General features: G+C 70.7%; 21 protein-coding genes and 1 pseudogene. 9 read left to right on the forward strand and 13 right to left on the reverse strand.

Annotation, left to right across the window (positions count from 1 at the left end; translation table 11 throughout):
* Window position 1 precedes the first annotated feature (1 nt).
* Both ACFYRX_RS22900 and ACFYRX_RS22905 read right to left on the reverse strand, forming a co-directional pair.
* Complete coding sequence (locus ACFYRX_RS22900) at window positions 2-1,231, reverse strand: PQQ-binding-like beta-propeller repeat protein (protein WP_389102582.1); 1,230 nt, start codon at window positions 1,229-1,231, stop codon at window positions 2-4.
* Window positions 1,232-1,271: 40 nt separating this feature from the next.
* The gene (locus tag ACFYRX_RS22905) at window positions 1,272-2,159 is read right to left on the reverse strand and encodes a LysR family transcriptional regulator (RefSeq protein ID WP_389102585.1); all 888 of its coding nucleotides are present in this window, start codon (window positions 2,157-2,159) and stop codon (window positions 1,272-1,274) included.
* A 120-nt stretch (window positions 2,160-2,279) separates the two neighbouring features.
* On the opposite strand from ACFYRX_RS22905, the gene ACFYRX_RS22910 reads away from it, so the two are divergent.
* The 5 genes from ACFYRX_RS22910 (at window position 2,280) to ACFYRX_RS22930 (ending at window position 7,475) form a co-directional block, all read left to right on the forward strand.
* Window positions 2,280-2,951, forward strand: coding sequence for a succinate dehydrogenase (locus ACFYRX_RS22910; protein WP_389102747.1), 672 nt, complete (start codon window positions 2,280-2,282; stop codon window positions 2,949-2,951).
* Between the two features lie 2 nt (window positions 2,952-2,953).
* Window positions 2,954-4,900 carry a fumarate reductase/succinate dehydrogenase flavoprotein subunit gene (locus ACFYRX_RS22915; RefSeq protein ID WP_389102588.1) on the forward strand — a complete coding sequence of 649 codons (1,947 nt, stop codon included), beginning with the start codon at window positions 2,954-2,956 and terminating at the stop codon, window positions 4,898-4,900.
* A complete protein-coding gene (locus ACFYRX_RS22920; protein ID WP_389102591.1) occupies window positions 4,897-5,646 on the forward strand; it encodes a succinate dehydrogenase/fumarate reductase iron-sulfur subunit in 750 nt (249 codons plus the stop codon). Before ACFYRX_RS22915 ends, ACFYRX_RS22920 begins: the two co-directional genes overlap by 4 nt.
* Window positions 5,647-5,892: 246 nt before the next feature.
* Window positions 5,893-6,663, forward strand: a complete 771-nt coding sequence (locus tag ACFYRX_RS22925) for a GNAT family N-acetyltransferase (protein WP_389102593.1) — start codon at window positions 5,893-5,895, stop codon at window positions 6,661-6,663.
* The gene (locus tag ACFYRX_RS22930; protein ID WP_389102595.1) at window positions 6,663-7,475 is read left to right on the forward strand and encodes a lysophospholipid acyltransferase family protein; all 813 of its coding nucleotides are present in this window, start codon (window positions 6,663-6,665) and stop codon (window positions 7,473-7,475) included. The genes ACFYRX_RS22925 and ACFYRX_RS22930 overlap by 1 nt, the downstream gene beginning before the upstream one ends.
* Here ACFYRX_RS22930 and ACFYRX_RS22935 read toward each other — a convergent pair.
* On the reverse strand, window positions 7,472-8,470 hold the full coding sequence (locus ACFYRX_RS22935; RefSeq protein ID WP_389102598.1) for an LLM class flavin-dependent oxidoreductase: 999 nt from the start codon (window positions 8,468-8,470) through the stop codon (window positions 7,472-7,474). The two genes, ACFYRX_RS22930 and ACFYRX_RS22935, sit on opposite strands and share 4 nt — an antisense overlap.
* Before the next feature lie 47 nt (window positions 8,471-8,517).
* Between ACFYRX_RS22935 and ACFYRX_RS22940 the strand changes: the two genes are divergently transcribed.
* A complete protein-coding gene (locus ACFYRX_RS22940) occupies window positions 8,518-9,225 on the forward strand; it encodes a DNA polymerase beta superfamily protein (protein WP_389102601.1) in 708 nt (235 codons plus the stop codon).
* Here ACFYRX_RS22940 and ACFYRX_RS22945 read toward each other — a convergent pair.
* The 5 genes and pseudogenes from ACFYRX_RS22945 to ACFYRX_RS22965 all read right to left on the reverse strand — a co-directional run.
* Window positions 9,207-10,388: a GTP-binding protein gene (locus ACFYRX_RS22945; protein WP_389102604.1), complete on the reverse strand. Its 1,182-nt coding sequence runs from the start codon at window positions 10,386-10,388 to the stop codon at window positions 9,207-9,209. The genes ACFYRX_RS22940 and ACFYRX_RS22945 overlap by 19 nt on opposite strands.
* Before the next feature lie 12 nt (window positions 10,389-10,400).
* The gene (gene rpmF, locus ACFYRX_RS22950) at window positions 10,401-10,571 is read right to left on the reverse strand and encodes a 50S ribosomal protein L32 (RefSeq protein WP_389102606.1); all 171 of its coding nucleotides are present in this window, start codon (window positions 10,569-10,571) and stop codon (window positions 10,401-10,403) included.
* Window positions 10,572-10,643: 72 nt separating this feature from the next.
* A complete protein-coding gene (locus tag ACFYRX_RS22955; protein ID WP_389102750.1) occupies window positions 10,644-11,054 on the reverse strand; it encodes a (2Fe-2S) ferredoxin domain-containing protein in 411 nt (136 codons plus the stop codon).
* 53 nt (window positions 11,055-11,107) lie between these two features.
* A complete protein-coding gene (locus ACFYRX_RS22960; protein ID WP_389102757.1) occupies window positions 11,108-11,488 on the reverse strand; it encodes a hypothetical protein in 381 nt (126 codons plus the stop codon).
* Between the two features lie 295 nt (window positions 11,489-11,783).
* Window positions 11,784-12,173 (reverse strand): annotated as a pseudogene (locus tag ACFYRX_RS22965) (DUF4328 domain-containing protein); the annotation flags it as partial.
* Window positions 12,174-12,269: 96 nt separating this feature from the next.
* On the opposite strand from ACFYRX_RS22965, the gene ACFYRX_RS22970 reads away from it, so the two are divergent.
* Window positions 12,270-12,761, forward strand: coding sequence for a hypothetical protein (locus tag ACFYRX_RS22970; protein ID WP_389102608.1), 492 nt, complete (start codon window positions 12,270-12,272; stop codon window positions 12,759-12,761).
* A 45-nt stretch (window positions 12,762-12,806) separates the two neighbouring features.
* On the opposite strand, the gene ACFYRX_RS22975 is transcribed toward ACFYRX_RS22970, so the two are convergent.
* The gene (locus tag ACFYRX_RS22975) at window positions 12,807-13,022 is read right to left on the reverse strand and encodes a dodecin (protein WP_389102611.1); all 216 of its coding nucleotides are present in this window, start codon (window positions 13,020-13,022) and stop codon (window positions 12,807-12,809) included.
* 157 nt (window positions 13,023-13,179) lie between these two features.
* Between ACFYRX_RS22975 and ACFYRX_RS22980 the strand changes: the two genes are divergently transcribed.
* Window positions 13,180-14,364, forward strand: coding sequence for a MalY/PatB family protein (locus tag ACFYRX_RS22980; protein ID WP_389102752.1), 1,185 nt, complete (start codon window positions 13,180-13,182; stop codon window positions 14,362-14,364).
* A gap of 44 nt (window positions 14,365-14,408) precedes the next feature.
* On the opposite strand, the gene ACFYRX_RS22985 is transcribed toward ACFYRX_RS22980, so the two are convergent.
* Window positions 14,409-15,671, reverse strand: a complete 1,263-nt coding sequence (locus tag ACFYRX_RS22985) for a cellulase-like family protein (RefSeq protein ID WP_389102614.1) — start codon at window positions 15,669-15,671, stop codon at window positions 14,409-14,411.
* Between the two features lie 76 nt (window positions 15,672-15,747).
* On the opposite strand from ACFYRX_RS22985, the gene ACFYRX_RS22990 reads away from it, so the two are divergent.
* Window positions 15,748-17,796 carry a glycoside hydrolase family 2 protein gene (locus ACFYRX_RS22990; protein WP_389102616.1) on the forward strand — a complete coding sequence of 683 codons (2,049 nt, stop codon included), beginning with the start codon at window positions 15,748-15,750 and terminating at the stop codon, window positions 17,794-17,796.
* A gap of 75 nt (window positions 17,797-17,871) precedes the next feature.
* Here the strand turns inward: ACFYRX_RS22990 and ACFYRX_RS22995 are convergent, their stop codons facing one another.
* The 3 genes from ACFYRX_RS22995 to ACFYRX_RS23005 all read right to left on the reverse strand — a co-directional run bounded on the left by ACFYRX_RS22995 (window position 17,872) and on the right by ACFYRX_RS23005 (window position 21,123).
* Window positions 17,872-18,801: a carbohydrate ABC transporter permease gene (locus tag ACFYRX_RS22995; RefSeq protein ID WP_389102619.1), complete on the reverse strand. Its 930-nt coding sequence runs from the start codon at window positions 18,799-18,801 to the stop codon at window positions 17,872-17,874.
* Window positions 18,798-19,712, reverse strand: coding sequence for a carbohydrate ABC transporter permease (locus ACFYRX_RS23000; RefSeq protein WP_389102621.1), 915 nt, complete (start codon window positions 19,710-19,712; stop codon window positions 18,798-18,800). Before ACFYRX_RS23000 ends, ACFYRX_RS22995 begins: the two co-directional genes overlap by 4 nt.
* 64 nt (window positions 19,713-19,776) lie before the next feature.
* Window positions 19,777-21,123, reverse strand: a complete 1,347-nt coding sequence (locus ACFYRX_RS23005) for an ABC transporter substrate-binding protein (RefSeq protein ID WP_389102624.1) — start codon at window positions 21,121-21,123, stop codon at window positions 19,777-19,779.
* Window positions 21,124-21,164: the final 41 nt, after the last annotated feature.

The following is a 21,164-nucleotide window of genomic DNA, read 5'->3' on the forward strand; positions in this document are numbered from 1 at the left end:
ACTAGGGCAGCGGGAGCGAGCGCAGGGAGCCGTGGGTGCGGGCCATGACGACGACATGGCCCGCGTCTCCACCCGGCGCGATGAGCGTGGGGTGTTCGCCGTCCCGCGTCTGCGCGTACGGCGGGGCCATGCGGGGCGCGGCGGTCCCAGTCCCCTGCGGTCCGGCGTGCAGGTCGATCGTGAGCACGCGGCCCCGATTGGTCTGGTCGTTGACGGGGGTGAAGGTCACGAACCGGCCGTCGGCCACGGCGGCGTCCGCCTCGGTGGCGTACGTGCTCCACAGCTTGCGGTCGTTCTTCAGGTCGTACGCGAACCAGTTGCCCGCGCTCGTATCCTCGGCGCCGGCCTCGTACAGCACCAGGACCCCGTCCTCGGAGATCACCCCGCGTACCGGCTTGTCGATCGTGTTCCTGGGGGTCGGCAGCGGCCTCAGCGTCGCCGGATCCAGGCGCCGCATGGGCGGGAAGATGTCCCCGGCGGAGAACGGGCTGCCGGTGCAGACCAGGTAGTGGCCGCCGGTGACGAGGTGCTGGCACTCGACGCTTGCGGGGCTGGTCGCGACCGTGGCGCCGGTACGGGCGTCGCGGGCGGTGACCCGGCGGGTGCCGTCGCCGGTGTAGACACGGCCCCCGAAGGCGGCGAGGGGTTCGCCCGTGCTCCAGGCGACGGTCCGGTGCCAGAGGGGCGCGCCGTCGGATGCGCGAACGGCGTCCAGTACGGCGGTACTTGACGTGGGGTCCGTCGCTCCGACGGCATAGACGACACCGTCCGCCGCGCCGAGGGCGGCGTAGATGCTCCCGGTGGCCGACCGATGGGTCCACGCCTGCGCGCCCGTCCTCAGGTTCGCCGCGCGCAGCACTCCGGCGACCCCGGTCACGGCCCGTTCGGCGGCCGCGTCGACGACCAGTCCGGCGCTCTTGCCGTGGCCGTCGGAGGGCACGGTCCAGGTGATACGGCCGTCGGCCCGCGAACGGCCCACGAATCCGCCGGAGTCGGTCGCGCACACCACCTGGTGCGCCGTCGCGCCGCAACCGCCGTGGGCCTCCTGGCGGGTGAGGGTCGCCGTCCACGCGCGCCACGGGCCCGAGACCGACATCGAAGTCGTCGCCATTGAGGACCGGGAACCGCCGGAAGCCGTCGGGCCCCCGGAACCGTCGGACGCGGCACTACCCGCGCACCCCGCGAGCGCCATCAGCGCCGCGCCCACCGCGATGATCCGCTGTCGTGCCATCCGCCCACCCCCGTGCGAGAAAACCCCATGCTATGACCGCTCACCGCTCCAGCAGCATCCGCTGCAACTCCCGTGCCGCCCGCGGCGGAGCCACGTCGCTGCGGTGGGCCAGCGCGATCGTCCGGTGCAGGCCGGGCCGGGCGAGCGGGGTGACCCGCAGCCCCCGTCCCGAGCGCGTGGCGACCATGCGCGGTACGACGGCCACGCCCAGGCCCGCCCGCACGAAACCCAGCACCGCGTCCATCTCGCCGCCCTCCACCGCGAAGTCCGGCTCGAAGCCCTCGGCGCGGCACGCGGCCACGGTCAGCTCGCGGAGGTCGTAGCCGTGCCGGAACATCACCAGGGGCTCGTTCTCCAGGTCGGCGACACGCACGGTCCGCCGGCCCGGACCGCCGGGCGGGGGCGACTCCGGCGACGAGACGACGACCAGGTCCTCGCGCAGCAGCTCCACCGTCGTCAGTGCGGGGGACGGAGTGGGCAGCGGGAGGACCACCAGGGCCAGGTCGAGGGCGCCGCGCGCGAGTTCCCGTACGAGGTCGTGGGAGCCGCCCTCCTCGATCATCAGCCGGATCCCGGGATAGCGGTCGTGGAAGGCCCGCAGCACGTCCGGCAGCAGTCCGGTGCACAGGCTCGGGGTCGCGCCGAGCCGGACCCGGCCGCTGCGCAGCTGCACCAGCTCCTGCACCTCGTGCCGTGCCGTGTCCGCGTCGGCGAGGATGCGGCGGGCCAGCGGCAGCAGGGCCTCGCCCGCGTCGGTGAGGGTGATGTTGCCGCGCGCCCGCAGGAACAGATCGGCCCCGAGTTCCCGCTCCAGCGCCTTGATCTGCTGGGAGAGGGACGGCTGCGCGACATGGACCAGGTCGGCGGCGCGGGTGAAGTGACGGGCCTCGGCGACCGCTACGAAGTACTGGAGCTGCTGGAACTGCACCCCCTCACGATAGCCGTTCCCTATGGAAACGAGCCGGACCATGTCTTGGACCGATCAGGTCCTCCGGCTCTAGCGTCTTGACCCATGGCTCTGGCAACGCGGACGGACCGACGGCCGTCCATGGCACGCACCGTGTGGGACAGCTCCGTCGGAAAGAAGACCGTGATGGCCGTGAGCGGCCTGATCATGCTGCTGTACCTGGTCGTCCACATGATCGGCAACCTGAAGATCTTCTTCGGGGCGACCGAGTTCAACCACTACGCGCACTGGCTGCGCACGGTCGGGGAACCGTTCATGCACTACGAGTGGACGCTCTGGCTCATCCGGATCGTGCTGGTGGCCGCCGTCGTCGCCCATGCCGTCTCGGCGTACCAGCTCAGCCGCCGTGACATCAGGGCGCGGCCCGGCAAGTACGTCCACAAGAAGCCCCGGGCGAGCTACGCGACCCGCACCATGCGCTGGGGCGGCATCATCCTCGCCCTGTTCATCGTGTGGCACATCCTCGACCTCACGACCGGCACCGTGCACTCCGGCGGCTTCCAGGAGGGCCACCCGTACCAGAACGTCGTGGACACCTTCTCCACCTGGTACGGCAACGTCATCTACATCGTCGCGATGCTCGCCCTCGGTCTGCACGTCCGGCACGGCTTCTGGAGCGCCGCCCAGACCCTCGGCGTCGGCAGCCGCACCCGCGACCGCGCCCTCAAGACGGTCGCCAACGTCCTCGCACTACTGCTCACGGCCGGCTTCATCGCCGTACCCGTGGGCGTCATGACCGGAGTGGTGAGCTGAAGATGACGTACACCGACTACACGACCGGCGAGCCGGTCGTCGACACCAAGGCGCCGACGGGCCCCGTCGACCAACGCTGGGACAAGCGCCGCTTCGAGGCCAGGCTGGTCAACCCCGCCAACCGCCGCAAGCACACCGTGATCGTCGTCGGGACGGGGCTCGCGGGTGGTTCCGCCGGGGCCACGCTCGCCGAACAGGGCTACCACGTCGTCCAGTTCTGCTACCAGGACTCTCCGCGCCGCGCCCACTCGATCGCCGCGCAGGGCGGCATCAACGCGGCCAAGAACTACCGCAACGACGGCGACTCGATCCACCGGCTGTTCTACGACACCGTCAAGGGCGGCGACTTCAGGGCGCGGGAGTCGAATGTGCACCGGCTCGCGCAGATCTCCGTCGAGATCATCGACCAGTGCGTGGCACAGGGCGTGCCCTTCGCCCGGGAGTACGGCGGACTGCTCGACACCCGCTCCTTCGGCGGAGTGCAGGTCTCCCGGACCTTCTACGCCCGCGGGCAGACGGGCCAGCAGTTGCTGCTGGGGGCGTATCAGGCGTTGTCGAGGCAGATCGCCGCCGGGAACGTCGAGTTGCACGCGCGCACCGAGATGCTCGACCTGATCGTCGTGGACGGACGGGCGCGGGGGATTGTGGCCCGGGATCTCGTCACCGGGCGCGTCGAGACCTACTTCGCGGACGCCGTCGTACTGGCCTCCGGCGGCTATGGCAACGTCTTCTACCTGTCGACGAACGCCATGAACTCCAACGCGACGGCGATCTGGCGGGCCCATCGCCGAGGCGCCCACTTCGCCAACCCCTGCTTCACCCAGATCCATCCGACGTGCATCCCGCGCACCGGTGAGCACCAGTCCAAGCTCACCCTGATGAGCGAGTCGCTGCGCAACGACGGCCGGATCTGGGTGCCGAAGGCCAAGGGTGACGACCGTCCGCCGAACAGGATCCCCGAGGACGAGCGCGACTACTACCTGGAGCGCATCTACCCGTCCTTCGGCAACCTGGTCCCGCGCGACATCGCCTCCCGCGCCGCGAAGAACGTCTGCGACGAGGGCAGGGGAGTCGGGCCCGGCGGACAGGGCGTGTACCTGGACTTCGCCGACGCCATCGAGCGGATGGGGCGGGGGGCCGTCGAGGCCAAGTACGGCAACCTCTTCGACATGTACCAGCGGATCACCGACGAGGATCCGTACGAGGTGCCGATGCGGATCTACCCCGCCGTGCACTACACGATGGGCGGATTGTGGGTCGACTACGACCTCCAGACCACCGTCCCCGGCCTGTTCGCGATCGGCGAGGCCAACTTCTCCGACCACGGGGCGAACCGCCTGGGCGCCTCCGCGTTGATGCAGGGCCTGGCCGACGGCTACTTCGTGCTGCCGGCGACCATCAACGACTACCTCGCCCGCAACCCGACCCAGGGCGAGGTGAGAGACGAACACCCCGCCGTGCAGGAGGTGTTGGCGGAGACCGAGGACCGGCTCCATCTGCTCCTCGCCGTCGACGGCGACCGCACCCCCGACTCCTTCCACCGTGAACTCGGCGAACTCATGTGGGAGTTCTGCGGGATGGCACGCACCGACTCCGGTCTGCGCAAGGCGCTCGAGCGCATCCCGCAGATCCGCGAGGAGTTCTGGCGGCGCATCAAGGTCCCGGGCACCGGCGAGGAGTTCAACCAGTCGCTGGAGAAGGCGAACCGTGTCGTCGACTACCTGGAGCTCGCCGAGCTGATGTGCCTCGACGCGCTGCACCGCGAGGAGTCCTGCGGCGGCCACTTCCGTGAGGAGTCCCAGACACCCGACGGCGAAGCCGCCCGCAGGGACGAGGAGTTCACCTACGCGGCGGCCTGGGAGTTCACCGGAACCGGCGAGGCTCCCGTCCTGCACAAGGAAGACCTGGTCTTCGAGTACGTCCACCCCACTCAGCGGAGCTACGCATGAAGCTCACCCTGCGAGTCTGGCGGCAGCGGAACACCGACGCCGACGGAGCGATGTCCACGTACGAGGTGGACGGCATCTCGTCCGACATGTCCTTCCTGGAGATGCTGGACACCCTCAACGAGGAGCTCATCCTGCGCGGTGAGGACCCCGTGGCCTTCGACCACGACTGCCGCGAGGGCATCTGCGGCGCGTGCTCGCTCGTCATCAACGGCGATGCCCACGGGCCCGAGCGCACCACCACCTGCCAGCTGCACATGCGGTCCTTCGCCGACGGCGACACGATCGACATCGAGCCGTGGCGGGCGTCCGCGTTCCCCGTGATCAAGGACCTGGTCGTCGACCGGTCGGCCTTCGACCGGATCATCCAGGCCGGCGGATACGTCACCGCGCCCACCGGAGCGGCTCCGGAGGCGCATGCCACGCCGGTGCCGAAGCCGGACGCCGACTTCGCCTTCGAGCACGCCGAGTGCATCGGATGCGGGGCGTGTGTCGCCGCGTGTCCCAACGGGGCGGCGATGCTCTTCACCTCGGCCAAGGTCAACCACCTGAACGTGCTGCCGCAGGGGGCGCCCGAGCGGGAGACGCGGGTGCTGGACATGGTGGCGCAGATGGACGACGAGGGGTTCGGGGGGTGCACATTGGCGGGCGAGTGCGCGACCGCCTGCCCCAAGGGGATTCCGCTGGTGTCCATCACGAGCATGAACAGGGAATGGCTGCGGGCCACGCGGAAGGCGGGCAAGCGGTAGTTCGCCGGGCGCGGGTGCGTCGTGGCCGGTCGCGCAGTTCCCCGCGCCTCTGAACGGGCGCTGCCCTCCGGTCACCGGTGGGACACCGTCCGGTCGACGGAGTCGCAGGCCCCGGACACCTTGTCCGAGCCGTTCAACCTCCCCACATCCGCGCTCTCCGACCTGGTCACGTACACGCCAACCAGCATCGGGAGAACAGGGACAGCGGCACCGCTCGCCGCCTCCGCATGAGACCTGGAGAGTGCCATGACCGGCGTTTCCACCCTCGACCGTCCCCCGCAGAGCGTCGCCCCCACCCGCTACACCGTCAGCCTGGCCCGCGACGAGGACGACGTACGGGCCGCGCAGCGGCTGCGGCACGACGTGTTCGCCGGGGAGATGGGTGCCCTCCTGCCCACCCAGGAGCCCGGCCTCGACGTCGACGCCTTCGACGCCCACTGCGACCACCTTCTCGTCCGCGACACCGTGACCGGCCAGGTCGTCGGCACCTACCGGCTGCTGCCCCCGGAACGCGCCGCCGTGGCCGGACGCCTGTACTCGGAGAGCGAGTTCGACCTCTCACCCCTCGCCGCCATCCGCCCGGGCCTCGTCGAGGTCGGCCGCTCCTGCGTGCACCCCGACCACCGTGACGGGGCCGTCATCGGCCTCATCTGGGCCGGGATCGCCCGCTACATGGTGGACCGCGGCCACGACTGGCTGGCCGGCTGCTGCTCGATCCCGCTCGCCGACGGCGGGGCGCTCGCGGCCGGCACCTGGGACCGGGTGCGCACCAAGTACCTCGCCCCCGAGGAGTTCCGGGTACGGCCCCTGCTGCCATGGGAGCCGGCCGAGGGCACACCCGCCGCCCACACCGAGCTGCCCCCGCTGCTGCGCGGCTACCTCCGTCTCGGTGCCTGGGTGTGCGGCCGGCCCGCCCACGACCCCGACTTCGGGGTCGCCGACATGTACGTGCTGCTGTCGATGCGCCGGGTCAACGCCCGCTACCTGCGGCACTTCCTCTCGCTGGCCCCGGTCTGATGAGCGTCTGGCTGCCCAGTGCTCCCTGCACCCCCGGGGTGTGCGTGGGTCCGGCGGCATCCGCCACGGCCGTACCCCGTGCCGTGCTGCGGCTGGTCGCGGTCACCGCGGTGCTGCTCGCCGGGATCGCGTTGCTGCCGGTCGGCCGCCGGGTGCCGGCCGGGGCGGTCCGGTGGTGGTGCCGGACGGTGGTGCGGGCCGCGGGGGTCCGGGTCCGCATGACCGGCGCCACCGCGCCCGAGGGCGGTGTGCTCCTGGTCGCCAACCACATCTCCTGGCTGGACATCCCGCTGCTCGCCGCCGTACGCCCCGCCCGGATGCTCGCCAAGTCCGATATCCGGCAGTGGCCCGTGGCGGGCCGGCTGACGGCCCGCAGCGGCGCGCTGTTCATCGAGAGGGACCGGCTGCGGGCCCTGCCGGACACGGTCGCCCGCATCGCCGAAGCCCTGCGTGGGGGCGCCGCGGTCGCCGTCTTCCCCGAGGGAAGCACCTGGTGCGGCCGTGCCCAGGGCCATTTCCGCCGCGCGGTGTTCCAGGCGGCCCTGGACGCGGGGGTGCCCGTCCAGCCGGTGAGCCTGCGCTACCGCCTCGTCGACGGCGGGCCCGGCACGGCCGCCGCGTTCATCGGCGACGACTCCCTGCTCGCCTCGGTGTGGCGGGTGGTGTCGGCGCGCGGGCTGGTGGCGGAGGTGGACGTCCCGGAGCCGGTCGGCCCGGGCAGCCACCCCGACCGCCGCTCACTGGCCCGGGCGGCACAGTCGTGCGCGTGCCACGGGCCGACCGGGGAGCACGCGGCCGGCCCCAGCCGCTAACCGGCGGTGATCGCGGCCAGCCGCCGGTAGGAGTCCACAAGGGCGCCACGGTCGTACGTGCTGGTGGTGACCAGGACCTCCTGCGCGCCCGTCTCCTTCAGCAGCGTCTCCAGTGCATGCGCGACCTGTTCCTCGGTGCCCGCGATGTGCCCGGTGAGACCGGACTCGTAGAAGCCGCGCTCCTTCTCCGACATCGTGAGCCCTTCGACGCGCTCGGCGGAGGGCAGGGGAGGGAAGGTGCCGTGGGTTCGGGAGTACGCCATCGACCAGGCCTCCGGGATCAGCAGACGGCGGGCCTCCTCGGGGGTGGCCGCGACGGCGATCGTGCCGGAGACCACGACGTACGGTTCCGGCGCCCAGGGAGAGGGGCGGAACTGGGCGCGGTAGTGGTCGATGCCGCGCTGCATCTTCTCCCGGTTCCGCAGGTCGCCGATGACCATCGGCAGACCCGCTCGGGCCGCGATCTGGGCGCCCTCGCCCATGGCCAGCACGAAGGGCGGCACGCTCAGGCCCTCGGCCGGACGGGCGTGCACCCCCGTCGGGGAGGTCCCGCGGAACCAGCCGAGCAGTTCCTCCAGCTGTACGGCGAAGTCGTCGGCGTCGTCCTTGCCGCGGCCCAGCGCCCTGCGCACGCCGTCGGTGAAGCCGACCGAGCGTCCCAGGCCCATGTCGATACGGCCGGGGAAGAGGGACTCCAGTACGCCGAACTGTTCGGCCACGACGAGGGGTTGGTGGTTGGGCAGCATCACGCCGCCGGTGCCGACCCGGATCGTGTCGGTGGCGGAGGCGACGGCGGTTGCCAGCACCGTCGGTGCGGAGCCCGCGACTCCCGGCACACCGTGGTGCTCCGAGACCCAGAAGCGGTGGTAGCCGAGCCTTTCCAACTCCCGCGCCAGCTGGACGGTGTCCTGCAGTGCCTGCGCGTTCGTGCCGCCCTCGCGGGTGCGGGAGCGGTCCAGGACGGAGAAGCGGGTGGCGGCGATCACGGAACTCACACAGGGTTCAACGCCCGACCGGCAGCGGTATTCCCCCGGAAAACCTGATGACCGCGATCACCGCAGGTCAGCACAATGGGCCGGTGACCGTCCAGAACATCCTGCTCTCCGGCATCGTCGGTTCGACCGCGTACGGACTCGCCCGCGAGGGCTCCGACGTGGACCGGCTCGGCATGTTCGCCGCGCCCACCGAGACCCTGCTCGGTCTGCACACGCCCAGGGAGTCCCACGTCACCACGGCGCCGGACCGCACCCTGCACGAGGCGGCGAAGTGGTGCCGGCTCGCCCTCGGCGGCAACCCGACCGTCATGGAACTGGTGTGGTTGCCCGACGAGCTGTACGAGGTGCGCGCCCCGCTGGGTGACGAACTCATCGGCATCCGCGGGTCGTTCCTGAGCGCCGAGCGGGTCCGGGACGCCTATCTCGGGTACGCCGCCCAGCAGTTCAGGCGGCTGGAGAACCGCGGCGGCGACCGGCGCACCGCCAAGCACGCCCGGCACCTGAAGCGGCTCTGCCACCAGGGTCTGGAGCTGTACGTCACCGGCCGGCTGGCGGTGCGGGTCGAGGACCCCGAGGAGTACCACCGCTTCGGCGACTCGGTCGCCGCCGACACCTCGGCGGCCAGGTCGCTGCTCGCGCGCTACGAGACCGCCTTCGCCGAGACCCGCAGCGCCCTGCCCGACCGGCCCGACGAGGCGCCGGCCGAGGCGTGGCTGCGTCGGGTGCGCGCCGAGTTCTACGACACTGCCGCGTGAGCGTGGGCTTCGGCGGGTTCGTGGTCGCAGGTGTCGTCGACGCCGTAGGTCTCCCAGGCGGGGAACGGGTCGACCACGGGGGAGTGCTCGTCAGGGGCGAGCAGACAGGCGCTGAGCGCCTTGTGCAGCTCGGCGTGCTCCAACTGGGTGCCGATGAAGACCAGTTCCTGGGCGTACGACGCCTCGGTGTCGCGGGCCGCGGACGGCTCGAAGCGGGCCACCGAACCGGCCTGGGACCACAGGCCCGTCACGTGCGGGCGGCTGGCCAGGGTGAAGAAGCCCTTCGAGCGCAGGATCCGCCCGTACGCCCCGCTGTCCAGGCCCGCGGTGACGAGGTCCCACAACCGGCCGGGGTGGAAGGGCAGTTCGGCGCGGAAGACGGTGGAGGAGACGCCGTACTCCTCGGTCTCGGGCACGTGCTCGCCGTTGAGCTCCTGGACCCAGCCCGGCGCCTGCTGGGCGCGCTCCAGGTCGAACAGGCCGGTGCCCAGGACCTGTTGGAGATCCACGCGCGAGTGCTCCGCCTCGACGATCCGGGCGACGGGATTGAGGCGGATGAGAGCAGCCCGCAGCCGGGCCGCCGCCTGCGCGTCGACGAGGTCGAGCTTGTTGAGCACGAGGACGTCCGCGAACTCGATCTGGTCGACGAGCAGATCACTGACTGTGCGTTCGTCGTCCTCGAAGGGGGCGAGCCCGCGCTCGGCGAGTTCGTCGCCCCTCTCCAGCTCGGGAAGGAAGTTGGCCGCGTCCACGACGGTGACCATGGTGTCGAGGCGGGCCACGTCCCCGAGGGCGGCGCCGTCGTCGCGGGCGAAGGCGAAGGTGGCGGCTACTGGCATGGGTTCGGAGATTCCCGAGCTCTCGATGAGCAGATGGTCGAAGCGGCCCTCGCGGGCCAGCCGGTCCACCTCCTCCAGCAGATCGTCGCGCAGGGTGCAGCAGATGCAGCCGTTGGTCATCTCGACCAGGCGTTCCTCTGTCCGCGACAGCGCGGCCTCGCCGCCGCGCACCAGCGCCGCGTCGATGTTGACCTCGCTCATGTCGTTGACGATGACGGCGACCCTGAGGCCCTCGCGGTTGGCGAGGACGTGATTGAGGAGCGTCGTCTTGCCCGCCCCGAGGAACCCGGAGAGGACGGTGACGGGCAGACGGTCGTACGGCATCCGGTCCGGCCCTCAGCCCTCGGGGCGCAGCAGGCCGCGCTCGTACGCCTTGACCAGGTGCTGCGGGACGAGATGCGCGACGCCCTCGATCGTGACCGGCACCAACTGCGCGGTGGTGGCCTTCCATTGGGAGCGGCGGTGGCGGGTGTTGCTGCGGGACATCTTCCGCTTGGGGACAGCCATGGCGGGAACCTCTTCGGTGGCCTCGGTGGGTGAGCACCGAGGACGCTACATGAAAATGGATCCCATTAACAATCAGCGGCGGCGCCGGGACTTCACCCGGGCCTCCCGGGGCGGCTCGATGAACTGCAACTCCAGCGTGAGCGGCGGCTCGGCGACCCCCGGCCCGCCCGCCGCCGCCCACCGCACGACCTCCTCGGTGGCCTCGTCGTCCATGACGAACCCGATCCAGGCGGCCCGCCCACCCGCCCGGCGCCCGGCGGCCGAGGGGCGCACGACGATGACGTTCGCCTGGTCGCAGGGGCCCAGGCAGTCGGTCGTACGGACCTGGAAGCCGTGCTCCGCCGCACCGGCCCGCAACAGCTCCAGCTGCCAGGCGTGGTCGGTGCCGGGGTTTTTGCGGGCGTCGCCGCAGCAGCAGCCCCGGCAGACGACGAGGGTGCAGGAGCCGGAGCCGGCCAGGAAGGTACGAGACGTCGAGGACATGGGAGAAGCATGCGGCCTGCACCGATCACCGCGTGTGGGTGGGGTGGCTCCCGCTAGAAGCGCGCTCCGATCGCCGCCCCGCCACGCGGCACCAGGAAGGAAGGAGCCGACGGCAGAGAACCATCCGCCGCGCGCGGTCCCGTGATGGCCGCCGGATCCGTGCTCAGGACCGAGGCCGCGTTCCAAGTGCCGCCCAGGTCCCAGGAGTTGCCACTGGAGACGGTCGCCGAACCGAGGGCGGCCGCCTTCGTGTCGGCGACGGACAGGTTCGCGGTCAACTTGGCCGTGCCGCCGGAGACATCGGCGTCGAAGCCGGTTCCGCCGTTGGCCCAGGTCGTGTTCCGACTCACGGCGAGGGCGCCGGTGTTGCCGTTGTCGGTGACGCCGTGGGCGGCGTTCTTGAAGGCGATCGAGTTGCGCAGGGTGTGTGCCACCGCCGGCGCGGGACTGCCCCCGCCGAGCTTGAAGCCGTTGCCGTCGCCTGGTTGCTGTGGGGCGGTGCCGGGGGAGCCGCCCTACGCCTGGGCGAGGGGTGCGACCGGGACCGCGGCGCCGAGTGCGGCACTCTGCAGCGTCGTGATGCGTTCGATGACGAGCCCCAGCAGCACGGCCGCCGCGATCATGAGCGCCTCCGCCACCCCCGAGGGAGACCATCGATCCCGGGGACACCCCGCCCGCCACCACGAGCACGACCGCGTGCCCGATCCAGGCAGCCCACCACAGGTTCACCAGCGTCGTGTCGCGCTTCCGCGCCCACGACGCGGAGCTCGCGCCCCCGATGTCGAGGACGAGCCTGCGCGGGACGAAGAGGTTGACCACCGGTATGAACCACGCGCCGATCGTCCAGCCCGTGCCCGGGACCGGGGACCCGGCCGACAGCTCCTGGGCGTTGCTCCGGGACCGGGCGAGCCAACCGAGGAACAGCACGATCGCGAGCGTCATCAGGTACAGGAAGATCATGGAGATGAGGCCCGACCTGTGCAGGGACGCGTCCGTGCGGCGCACCTGATGATCGCGGACCGCCGCCGCGCGGAACACGTCCGCCACGGCGGCCACCGCTATCGCCGCCTGCGCGGAACGGGCAAGGAACCAGGGAGCTTTGCGGACGCTGCCGGTCATCGTCTTCGGCCTGTCTCGGAGGGCGGGTACGGCCGCGGCGGACGCCGAAGCGGAGCGATCATAGGGGGACCGGCCGCGCCTGCGTAGGGTGGCGGTGTGATCGACAGTGACAAGCGCCCGCTCGCCGTGTTCGACCTGGACAACACACTGGCCGACACGGCCCACCGGCAGCGGTTCCTGGAGCGCGCGCCGCGCGACTGGGACGCCTTCTTCGCGGCCGCGCCCAAGGACCCGCCGCTCGCGCAGGGCATCGCGCTGGTGCTCGAGAAAGCTCAGGAGTGCGAGATCGTCTACCTCACCGGCCGCCCCGAGCGCTGCCGACGCGACACGCTCGCCTGGCTGGCCGCGCAGGGGCTCCCCGAGGGGCGCGTGCACATGCGGCGCAACGACGACCGGCGGCCCGCCCGACGCACCAAGCTGGAGATCCTGAAGCGACTCGCCGGCAGCAGGGAGATCAGGGTCCTGGTGGACGACGACGAACTGGTCTGTCAGGACGCCGAACGAGCCGGGTTCACCGTGGTCCGGGCACGCTGGACCGCCCCCTCCGCCGAGCTCGAGGTGGCGCAGGAGCGGGAGGGGCGGACCTGAGCCGGGAAGTGGGCCCGGGGTGTTGCAGAGGGGTTGGGCGGACCGTCAGTCGGACTCGTCGAGGCGGAAACCGACCTTCAGCCCCACCTGCCAGTGGGCGACCTGCCCGTCCTCGATCTGGCCCCGCACCTGGATCACCTCGAACCAGTCGAGGTTCCGCAGGGTCTGCGAGGCACGCCGGATCCCGTTGCTGATCGCCTGGTCCACGCCGTCGGGCGAGGTGCCCACGATCTCGGTGACCCGGTACGTGTGGTTCGACATGCGGGTGCTCCTCTCCGCCGTGACTGCTGTGTCACGCGTCACTCCACCGTGCCCCAGGCCACGGCGGAACGCGAGCCGTCCGCAGGCACTCTCCGCGCACACCGGGCGATCCAGGGGACCGCAGGAGGCCATCACCTACCTTTGGCCCATGGACGGTATGCCTCGTGACATCCCCGCACCCAGCCCCGCCACCGCCGTGAATCCGCTGCGCCTGCTCTCCCTGGAACAGCTCCGGCGGCGTACGAGCATGAAGTGGCGGACCTATCCGGAGGACGTGCTGCCGCTGTGGGTCGCCGAGATGGACGTCCCCCTGGCCGAACCGGTCGCAGCGGCGATCCGGGACGCGGTGGCGCTGGGCGACACGGGCTACCCGGCCGGGACGGCGTACGCCGAGGCGCTGGCCGACTTCGCCGCCGAGCGGTGGGGCTGGGACGGGCTCGCGGTGGAGCGTACGACGATCGTCCCCGACGTGATGCTGGGCATCGTCGAGATGCTCAAGCTGATCTCCGGGACGGGTGATCCCGTCATCGTCAACTCGCCCGTGTATCCGCCGTTCTACCAGTTCGTCGGCCACATGGGCCGACGGGTCGTCGAGGCTCCGCTCGGAGAGGACGGCCGGATCGACTTCGGCGTACTGGAGGAAACGTTCGGGCGGGCCCGGAAAGGTGCCGGGCGGCCCGTGTATCTGCTGTGCAGCCCGCACAACCCGACCGGCACCGTCCACACCGCCGACGAACTGGCGGCCGTGGCGGCGCTGTCGCAGACCTACGGCGTGCGTGTCGTGGCCGACGAGATCCACGCCCCGGTCATGGCGGCCGGTCAGACCTTCGTGCCCTACCTCGGCGTCCCCGGCGCGGGGAACGGGCTGTCGCTGATGTCGGCCTCCAAGGCGTGGAACCTGGCCGGGCTCAAAGCCGCCGTGGCCGTCGCAGGGCCCGACGCGGCCGACGACCTCGCGCGCATCCCGGAGGAGGTCGGTCACGGCCCCAGCCACGTCGGCGTGATCGCCCACACCGCCGCGCTGCGGGACGGCGGCGCCTGGCTCGACGCCCTGCTCACCGGCCTCGACGACAACCGACGGCTGCTGGCCGGGCTCCTCGCCGAGCACCTGCCCGCCGTGCGCCACGAACCGGGCCGGGCCACCTACCTCGCCTGGCTGGACTGCCGCTCGCTGGACCTGCCCGGCGATCCGGCGGCGGTCTTCCTGGAGCGCGGCCGGGTCGCCCTGAACTCCGGCGAACCGTTCGGCACGGGCGGCGCGGGCTTCGTCCGGCTGAACCTGGCGACAGCCCCCGAGCTGATCACCGAGGCGGTACGGCGCATGGCGGCGGCCCTCGACTGAGCAGCAGTACCGCCGACGGCGACAACCCTCGCCGCGGCCCGTGTTCAGGCCGCCGTGATACGGGCGTTGACCTTCCGCATCCAGTCCCGGTCGGTGTGCCACATGGGGTGGTGCGGGGCCGCGTTGGAGGTCAGGACGACGCCCCGGAAGCCCGCCGCGAGGCAGCGGTCGACGACGAACTCGGAGATGTCCTTGCCGACGGCGTCCTCCTCGAAGCGCGTCAGCAGCGGGGTGTAGCCCACGACGCCTTCTCCGAGGACCGCGGGGATGCCGCGGCGGCGGGCGAACTCGGCGACGGAGTCGACCCACCCGGCCAGCGTCTCCCGCATGGACTGCCGGTACGCCGGATAGTTCTCGTAGAGCCACAGGTCCCAGCGGTCGGGGTCGACCCAGTCGAGTGTGTAGAACAGTTCGCGTGGGATGCCGGTGGCAGCCAGTCGCCAGGGCTCGTCCGGGTGGTAGTCGGCGAACGCGGGTGCGTCGGGGCGCAGCATGGCGACCAGTTCGGGGGTGGGCCAGGTGGCCGTCTCGGGCGCCGCTTCGGTGCCGTGGCCGAGCCCGACCGCCTCGTAGAGCGCGCCGAGCACGCCGTAGACGTAGAAGTGGAAGTGCGCGATCTGCGCCCCCTCCGGCAGGTCGTCGATCTCGCTGGGCCAGGGCTCGCCCAGCGAGTAGGTGACGGGGATGCCGGGGTGGCGGGCCTGCAGCAGCTTCACGGCGCGGTCGAGGGGTTCGCGCAGGTAGGCGTAGTGGGTGACGCCGTCACGCGGTACCAGGGAGCAGTTGTCGACCTCGTTGTGCACCTCGACGTAGGCGACCTGGTCGGACAGTCCGCGTTCGGTGAGGAAGTCGAGGAGCTCGGCGAGCGCTTCGGCCACCGCCTCGGCGCGGTCCGGGCCGGGAATCTCGGCCAGGGCGCGGTGCCAGGCGTCGGTGTCGGCGAAGCTGGGGGACTGCTGGTACTCCCAGGAGGACACGATCACCTTGCAGTCGTGGCGGGCGGCCGCCTCGAACAGCTCGACGAGCCGTCGGCGGCCGTCCAGCGCATAGCCGCCGCGCACGTCGTACCAGCGGGTGCGCTGTCCGAACTCCTCGCCCAGGCCGCGGACCTGGATCGACTCCGGCTCCTTGACGCGTCCGGAGAACAGCAGGAAGGGCATGGCGCAGACGCGCACGGTGTTGAAGCCCCGGTCCACGGTCTCGGCGAAGGCGCGGTCGAGATCGGCGAAGGGCTCGCCGGGCCCTGCCTGTGTGTACCAGCTGAAGTCCCACAGGGTGATGGCCATTGGTTGCTGCTGTGTGGTCATGAGGGCACGGTAGCTCAATTCATTAATTATGAATAATGCTTGACAGGCGTGATGGGGCTGCCCAGGCTCATGTGCCATGACCGAACCCATGCACCCCTCCCGGCGCACCGTCGTCACGGCCCTCGCGGCGGCCGGCGTCGTCGCCCTGCCGGCCTGGCCGGAGACGGCACAAGCGGCGGACGGCACGGCCGCGGCCACCGCGAACGGCCCGGTACTCGACTCCCACCCCGCCACCGAGCCCTCCGGTACCCACGTGCGCGACGTCGGCGGCACCAACGTGGTCTTCCAGTACGGCGCGGTGCTTCCGGCCTTCGACGGCTGGCGCACCCACGAGCCCACCCGTGACCACCTCTCCCTGGACAAGCGGTGGCGCTTCCGCTTCGACCCCGCCGACCAGGGACTCGGTCAGACCTGGCAGTCCCCGCACCACGACGACCGGACCTGGGACCACATCGATGTCCCGGCGGCCTGGGACCTGCTGAACACGCCCGGATTCGGCTCGGAGACCACACCCTTCGGCAAGGGCACGGCGTTCTCCGACGGCTACGCCTGGTACCGCACCACCGTCGACGTGCCCGCGTCCTGGCGGGCCCGCCATGTGCGCATCGCCTTCCTCGCCGCCGGCTACAGCGCCGAGGTCTGGCTCGACGGCACACACCTCGGCAAGCACGAGGGCGCCAACTCGCCCTTCGCGCTTCCGGTGGGCGGGGCGCTGCGGCCGGGAACCTGCCAGACGATCGCCGTGCGCGTCTTCCGCCGGGCCGGCTACACCGACTACACGGCCGCGACGGCGCAACCCGTCACCGACGACCACGAGCTGCCCTACAAGCCCGTCGACTATTGGCCCTACGCGGGTCTGACCCGGTCGGCCTGGATCGAGGCGGTCCCGCAGGTCACCGTCGCCAAGCTGCTGGTGGCCGCCGCGAACGGGCGTCTCGAGGCACGTGCGGTCGTCGAGAACCACAGTGACCGGGACTTCGACGGCCGGCTCACCCTGGATCCCGGCCGGGGAAGCGGCGGCCGGCCCACCGTGGTCGCGGCCCGGATCGCCGCCCGGTCGGCGGGTCTCGTACGGGTCGTGGTCCGCATACCCGGCGCGCCCCGCTGGAGCCCGGCCGCGCCGCACACGCTCACCGCCCGCGCCACCCTGGCCGCCGGGAGGTCCTCGGGGCCACGGGTGGACACCCTGTCCACCGTGTACGGCGTACGCGAACTGAGCATCGCCGACGCGCAGTTGCGCCTGAACGACAAGCCACTGTTCCTCAAGGGCCTCAACTGGCACGAGGAGACGGCCGCGCACGGCAGGGCGATGACCCCGGCCGAGTACGACCGGGAACTGGGCCATCTCACGGCAGTGGGCGCCAACTTCATCCGCAACTGCGTCTACAACCGCCATCCGTACGTCTACGACTGGGCGGACGAGCACGGCGTGCTGGTGATGGACGACATCGACACGATGTGGCTCAACACCGCCCAGGAGAAGCTCCAGACCGAGCGCTACGGCCTCGCCCGCGCCCTGGCCCTGACGATGGCGTGGAACCAGCACAACCACCCCTCGGTGATCCTCTGGGGGCTCCAGAACGAGTCGGAGATCGACGCGGACGGCGCCCCCGTCTACCGCGCCTGGCTCGCCGACCTCAAGGCGGCCGTCAAGTCGGTCGACTTCACCGCCCGCCCCGTGACCTGGGCCTCCAACACGAGCAACGACCCCGCGTTCGACCTCGCCGACGTGATCGGGTTCAACGAGTACTTCGGCTACTTCTACGGCAAGGACGCCGACCTCGGCCCCACGCTGGACGCGGTGCACGCGAAGTATCCCGGCAAGCCGATCCTGATCACCGAGAACGGCACCTGGTCCGTGGCCGGCACCCACGGGCCCGCCACCACACAGGGCACGGAGGAGTGGCAGGCGGCGAGCTTCACCGCGCACTGGGCGCAGGTGACCGCGCGCAGCGCGTTCGTGGCCGGGTTCACCTACTGGGTGCTCAAGGACTACAAGGAGCGGGCCGGGTACAACCAGGACTACAACGGGATCTCCGTGATGGGCCTGCTGACGTTCGCGGAGGAACGGCCCAAGCTGGTCCACGACGCCTTCCGGAAGGCGGTAGTGCCGGTCGGCGAGTGAGCGTCGAACGACTGAAGGGGGAGGGGCGGACCGCCCCTCCCCTCCCAGGTGGCAGGACCGTCAGGTCCGGCGGCGTCAGCCCTTCACGCTGCCCTCGGTCAAGCCGCTGCGCCAGAAGCGCTGCAGGGCGATCATGGCGATCATCAGAGGGACGACGGAGACGAAGGCACCTCCGACGGTCAGCTGGTAGAGCTGCGGTTGGCGGTCGGCGAAGGACTGCCACGACGTCAGACCGAGGGTGATGGGATACAGCTTCGAGTCGGACAGCATGACCAGCGGCAGGAAGTAGTTGTTCCAGATACCGACGAACTGGAACAGGAAGATCGTCACCAGGGCGGGGGTCATGATGCGCAGAACCACGACCGTGAAGATGCGGAACTCTCCCGCGCCGTCGATGCGGGCCGCCTCCAGCAGCTCGTCCGGTATGGACGCCGCGGCGTAGATCCGGCTCAGGTACACGCCGAAGGGACTGACGACGCTCGGCAGCAGTACGGCCCAGTAGGTGTTGGCCAGGCCTGCCTTGCTGAACAGTAGGTACATGGGCAGCGCCAGCGCGGTGGCAGGGATCAGGACGCCACCCAGGACGATGTTGAAGAGGGTGTCGCGGCCGGCGAAGGAGAACTTGGCCAGCGCGTAGCCGGACATCGCGGCCAGCAGCGTCGCGATCCCCGCGCCGACGCCCGCGTACAGCAGGCTGTTGGCGGCCCAGCGCAGGTAGATCCCATGGTCGTAGGTGACCACCTCGTGCAGGTTGCTCAGGAACCGGGGATGGGAGAACCACAGCCCGAAGGTGCCGAACAGGTCGCCGGTGGACTTGGTGGACGCCACGGCCAGCCAGCACACGGGGAGCAGGAAGTACCCGGCGGCCGCGACCAGCAGTCCGGTGACCAGGATGCGGCTGCGCGCGGTGACCCCCGTGATGTCGCTGCGTGGCGTCGTACCGTCGTCGGAGCCCGGCGTCCCGTCCTGTGGCGGGACTGTGCGGGCCGGTGTCTGGAGACTCACGCGTCCCCACCTCTCTTGTTGATCAGCCGCAGAAAGCCGAAGGAGAGCGCGAACGCGGCGAGGGCGAGCAGCACTGCCTCGGCGGCGGCGAGGTGGTAGTTGTCGTTGGTGAACGCCTCGTTGTAGGCGCTGAGGTTGGGGGTGTAGGCGCTGTCGATGCTCGACGAGACGGGTTTCAGCACGAGCGGTTCCGCGAACAGTTGCAGCGTGCCGATGATGGTGAAGACCGTGGTGAGGATCAACGCGGGGCGCAGCAGCGGCAGTTTGACGTGCCGGACGGTCTCCCACGCACTGGCGCCGTCGATGCGGGCGGCCTCGTACAGTTCCGAGGGGATGGTACGCAACTGGGCGACGAGTACCAGCACGTTGTAGCCGGCGAACTCCCAGGTGACGATGTTCGCGATGGACCACAGGACCGTGTTTCCGCCCAGCAGGTCGACCGATATGCCCAGGTGGCTCATGCCGTCCACGAGAGGGCTGACTCCCGGTACGTACAGGAAGCCCCACAGGATGGACGCGATGACGCCCGGAACGCCGTAGGGCAGGAAGAAGGCGGCGCGGAAGAACCGCACGCCCCTGGCCGAGGCGCTGTCCAGCAGCAGTGCGAGCCCGGCGGACAACGCGACCATCACCGGCACCTGGACGGCCGCGAACAGCAGTACGCGACCGATGCTGCGTACGAAGGCGTGATCGGACAACGCGTCCGCGTAGTTGCTCAGCCCCACGAAGACGGTACGGCTGCCGCCGAGCCCCAGGGCTCCGGTGTGCTCGACGTCCATGACGCTCTGGTAGACGGCGTAGCCGATGGGGAGGGCGAAGGTCAGGAGGAACAGCAGGAGGAACGGCGCGACGAAGACGACGGGCGTCAGATTTCTGCGGCGGCGGCGGGGTGCGCGGGTGCGGGTGGGCATCTGGGTGCTTTCTTGAGTCCGGAGGGGAGAACGGCGGCGGCCGTGTCGCGCCCTCCGGAGGTGGTCACTGGCCGGTGGAAACCTTCAGGCCCTTCCTCTTCAGGTCCTCGACGGTCTGCTTCTGCGCCTGCTGGACCGCGGAGACGAACGTGCCCTTGCCGGCCAGGGCGGCCTGGAAGCCGTCGTTGAGGTGCTGGTAGGTGGCGTCGATCGTCGGTATCCACTTCCACGAGTTGTCGATGCTCTTGTCCGCCTCGGCGAAGACCTCGTTGTACTTCTGGCCTCCGAAGAACGTCGACGGCTTGTCCAGCGAGGAGCCCTTGTACCCGTCGGCCGCCGCGGGCCAGCCGTATCCGCCCTGCAGCAGCAGGTCGACGCTCGCGGGATCGGTGTTGAGCCATTCGGCGAACTTCAGGGCCTCGGGGATGTGCTTGGCGCCCTTGAGGACGGCAGTGGAGGAACCACCCCAGTTCGCGGACACGTTCGCGCCCTTGGTCCACTGCGGCATGGGCGCCACCGCCCACTTGCCGGTGGTCTTGGGAGCGTTGCCGCTGATGATGGCGTCGCCCCACTGGGCGCTGACCCACGACGTGATGCCACCGGTCTGCAGGTCCTTGTACCAGGCGTTGGCGAAGTCGGGTTCGGTCTTGATCACCTTCTTGGTGCGCAGGTCGTCCCAGAAGGCGGCGACCTTGAGGGTCTCCGGGGAGTTGATGTTCACCGTCCAGGTGTCGCCGTTCACGCCGAACCACTTGGCGCCGGCCTGCCATGCGAGGGCGGTGAACCAGGCGGAGTTGCCGGCCGGGAAGGTGCTGATGTAGGCCTTCGGGTCGGAGCTGTGGATCTTCTGCGCGGCCTGGGCGAACTCGTCCCACGTGGTGGGCGGCGTGATGTCCCACTTCTTGAACAGGTCGGAACGGTAGAACAGGCCCATCGGACCGGACGCCTGGGGGATCGCGTAGACCTTCGAGTCGAAGACGCCCTGCTGCCACTGCCAGTCCGTGAACTTCGACCGGTCCTTGTCCGCGCCGTACTCGGACAGGTTCACCAGGCCGTTCTCCAGCAGGAACGAGGGGATCTCCTGGTACTCCACCTGAGCCAGGTCGGGCGCGTTGCCGCTCTTGAGCGCGGCGCGCATCTTGGCGTAGGTGCCGCTGCTGCCCGCCGGGACCTTCTCCAGTTTGACGTGGATGTCCGGGTGGGTGGCGTTCCACTTGTCGACGGCCTTGTCGACACCGGGAACCCACGACCAGAAGCGCAGGTCGACCTTCTGGCCGGGCTTCGCGGGGGCCTGTGCCTTGTCGTCCTGCGCATCGCTCGAACCTCCGCAGGCGGAGAGGAACAAGGAGGCGGCGGCAAGGGCCACGGCGATGGTGCCCCGGCTTCTGCGGCGGGGTGTGGTGCGGCTCATGGGAGGAGGTCCTTCCTGGCTTCGACCGAAGCTGCTTGGTG

Source organism: Streptomyces sp. NPDC005374, from assembly GCF_042872225.1.
Lineage (GTDB): Bacteria > Actinomycetota > Actinomycetes > Streptomycetales > Streptomycetaceae > Streptomyces.

Coding starts and splice junctions, on each gene's coding strand:
- ACFYRX_RS22900 (WP_389102582.1), bottom strand. CDS start 1,231: ATGGCACGACAGCGGATCATCGCGGTGGGCGCGGCGCTGATGGCGCTC.
- ACFYRX_RS22910 (WP_389102747.1), top strand. CDS start 2,280: ATGGCACGCACCGTGTGGGACAGCTCCGTCGGAAAGAAGACCGTGATG.
- ACFYRX_RS22915 (WP_389102588.1), top strand. CDS start 2,954: ATGACGTACACCGACTACACGACCGGCGAGCCGGTCGTCGACACCAAG.
- ACFYRX_RS22920 (WP_389102591.1), top strand. CDS start 4,897: ATGAAGCTCACCCTGCGAGTCTGGCGGCAGCGGAACACCGACGCCGAC.
- ACFYRX_RS22925 (WP_389102593.1), top strand. CDS start 5,893: ATGACCGGCGTTTCCACCCTCGACCGTCCCCCGCAGAGCGTCGCCCCC.
- ACFYRX_RS22930 (WP_389102595.1), top strand. CDS start 6,663: ATGAGCGTCTGGCTGCCCAGTGCTCCCTGCACCCCCGGGGTGTGCGTG.
- ACFYRX_RS22940 (WP_389102601.1), top strand. CDS start 8,518: ATGACCGCGATCACCGCAGGTCAGCACAATGGGCCGGTGACCGTCCAG.
- ACFYRX_RS22945 (WP_389102604.1), bottom strand. CDS start 10,388: ATGCCGTACGACCGTCTGCCCGTCACCGTCCTCTCCGGGTTCCTCGGG.
- rpmF (WP_389102606.1), bottom strand. CDS start 10,571: ATGGCTGTCCCCAAGCGGAAGATGTCCCGCAGCAACACCCGCCACCGC.
- ACFYRX_RS22955 (WP_389102750.1), bottom strand. CDS start 11,054: ATGTCCTCGACGTCTCGTACCTTCCTGGCCGGCTCCGGCTCCTGCACC.
- ACFYRX_RS22975 (WP_389102611.1), bottom strand. CDS start 13,022: ATGTCGAACCACACGTACCGGGTCACCGAGATCGTGGGCACCTCGCCC.
- ACFYRX_RS22980 (WP_389102752.1), top strand. CDS start 13,180: ATGCCTCGTGACATCCCCGCACCCAGCCCCGCCACCGCCGTGAATCCG.
- ACFYRX_RS22985 (WP_389102614.1), bottom strand. CDS start 15,671: ATGACCACACAGCAGCAACCAATGGCCATCACCCTGTGGGACTTCAGC.
- ACFYRX_RS22990 (WP_389102616.1), top strand. CDS start 15,748: ATGACCGAACCCATGCACCCCTCCCGGCGCACCGTCGTCACGGCCCTC.
- ACFYRX_RS23000 (WP_389102621.1), bottom strand. CDS start 19,712: ATGCCCACCCGCACCCGCGCACCCCGCCGCCGCCGCAGAAATCTGACG.
- ACFYRX_RS23005 (WP_389102624.1), bottom strand. CDS start 21,123: ATGAGCCGCACCACACCCCGCCGCAGAAGCCGGGGCACCATCGCCGTG.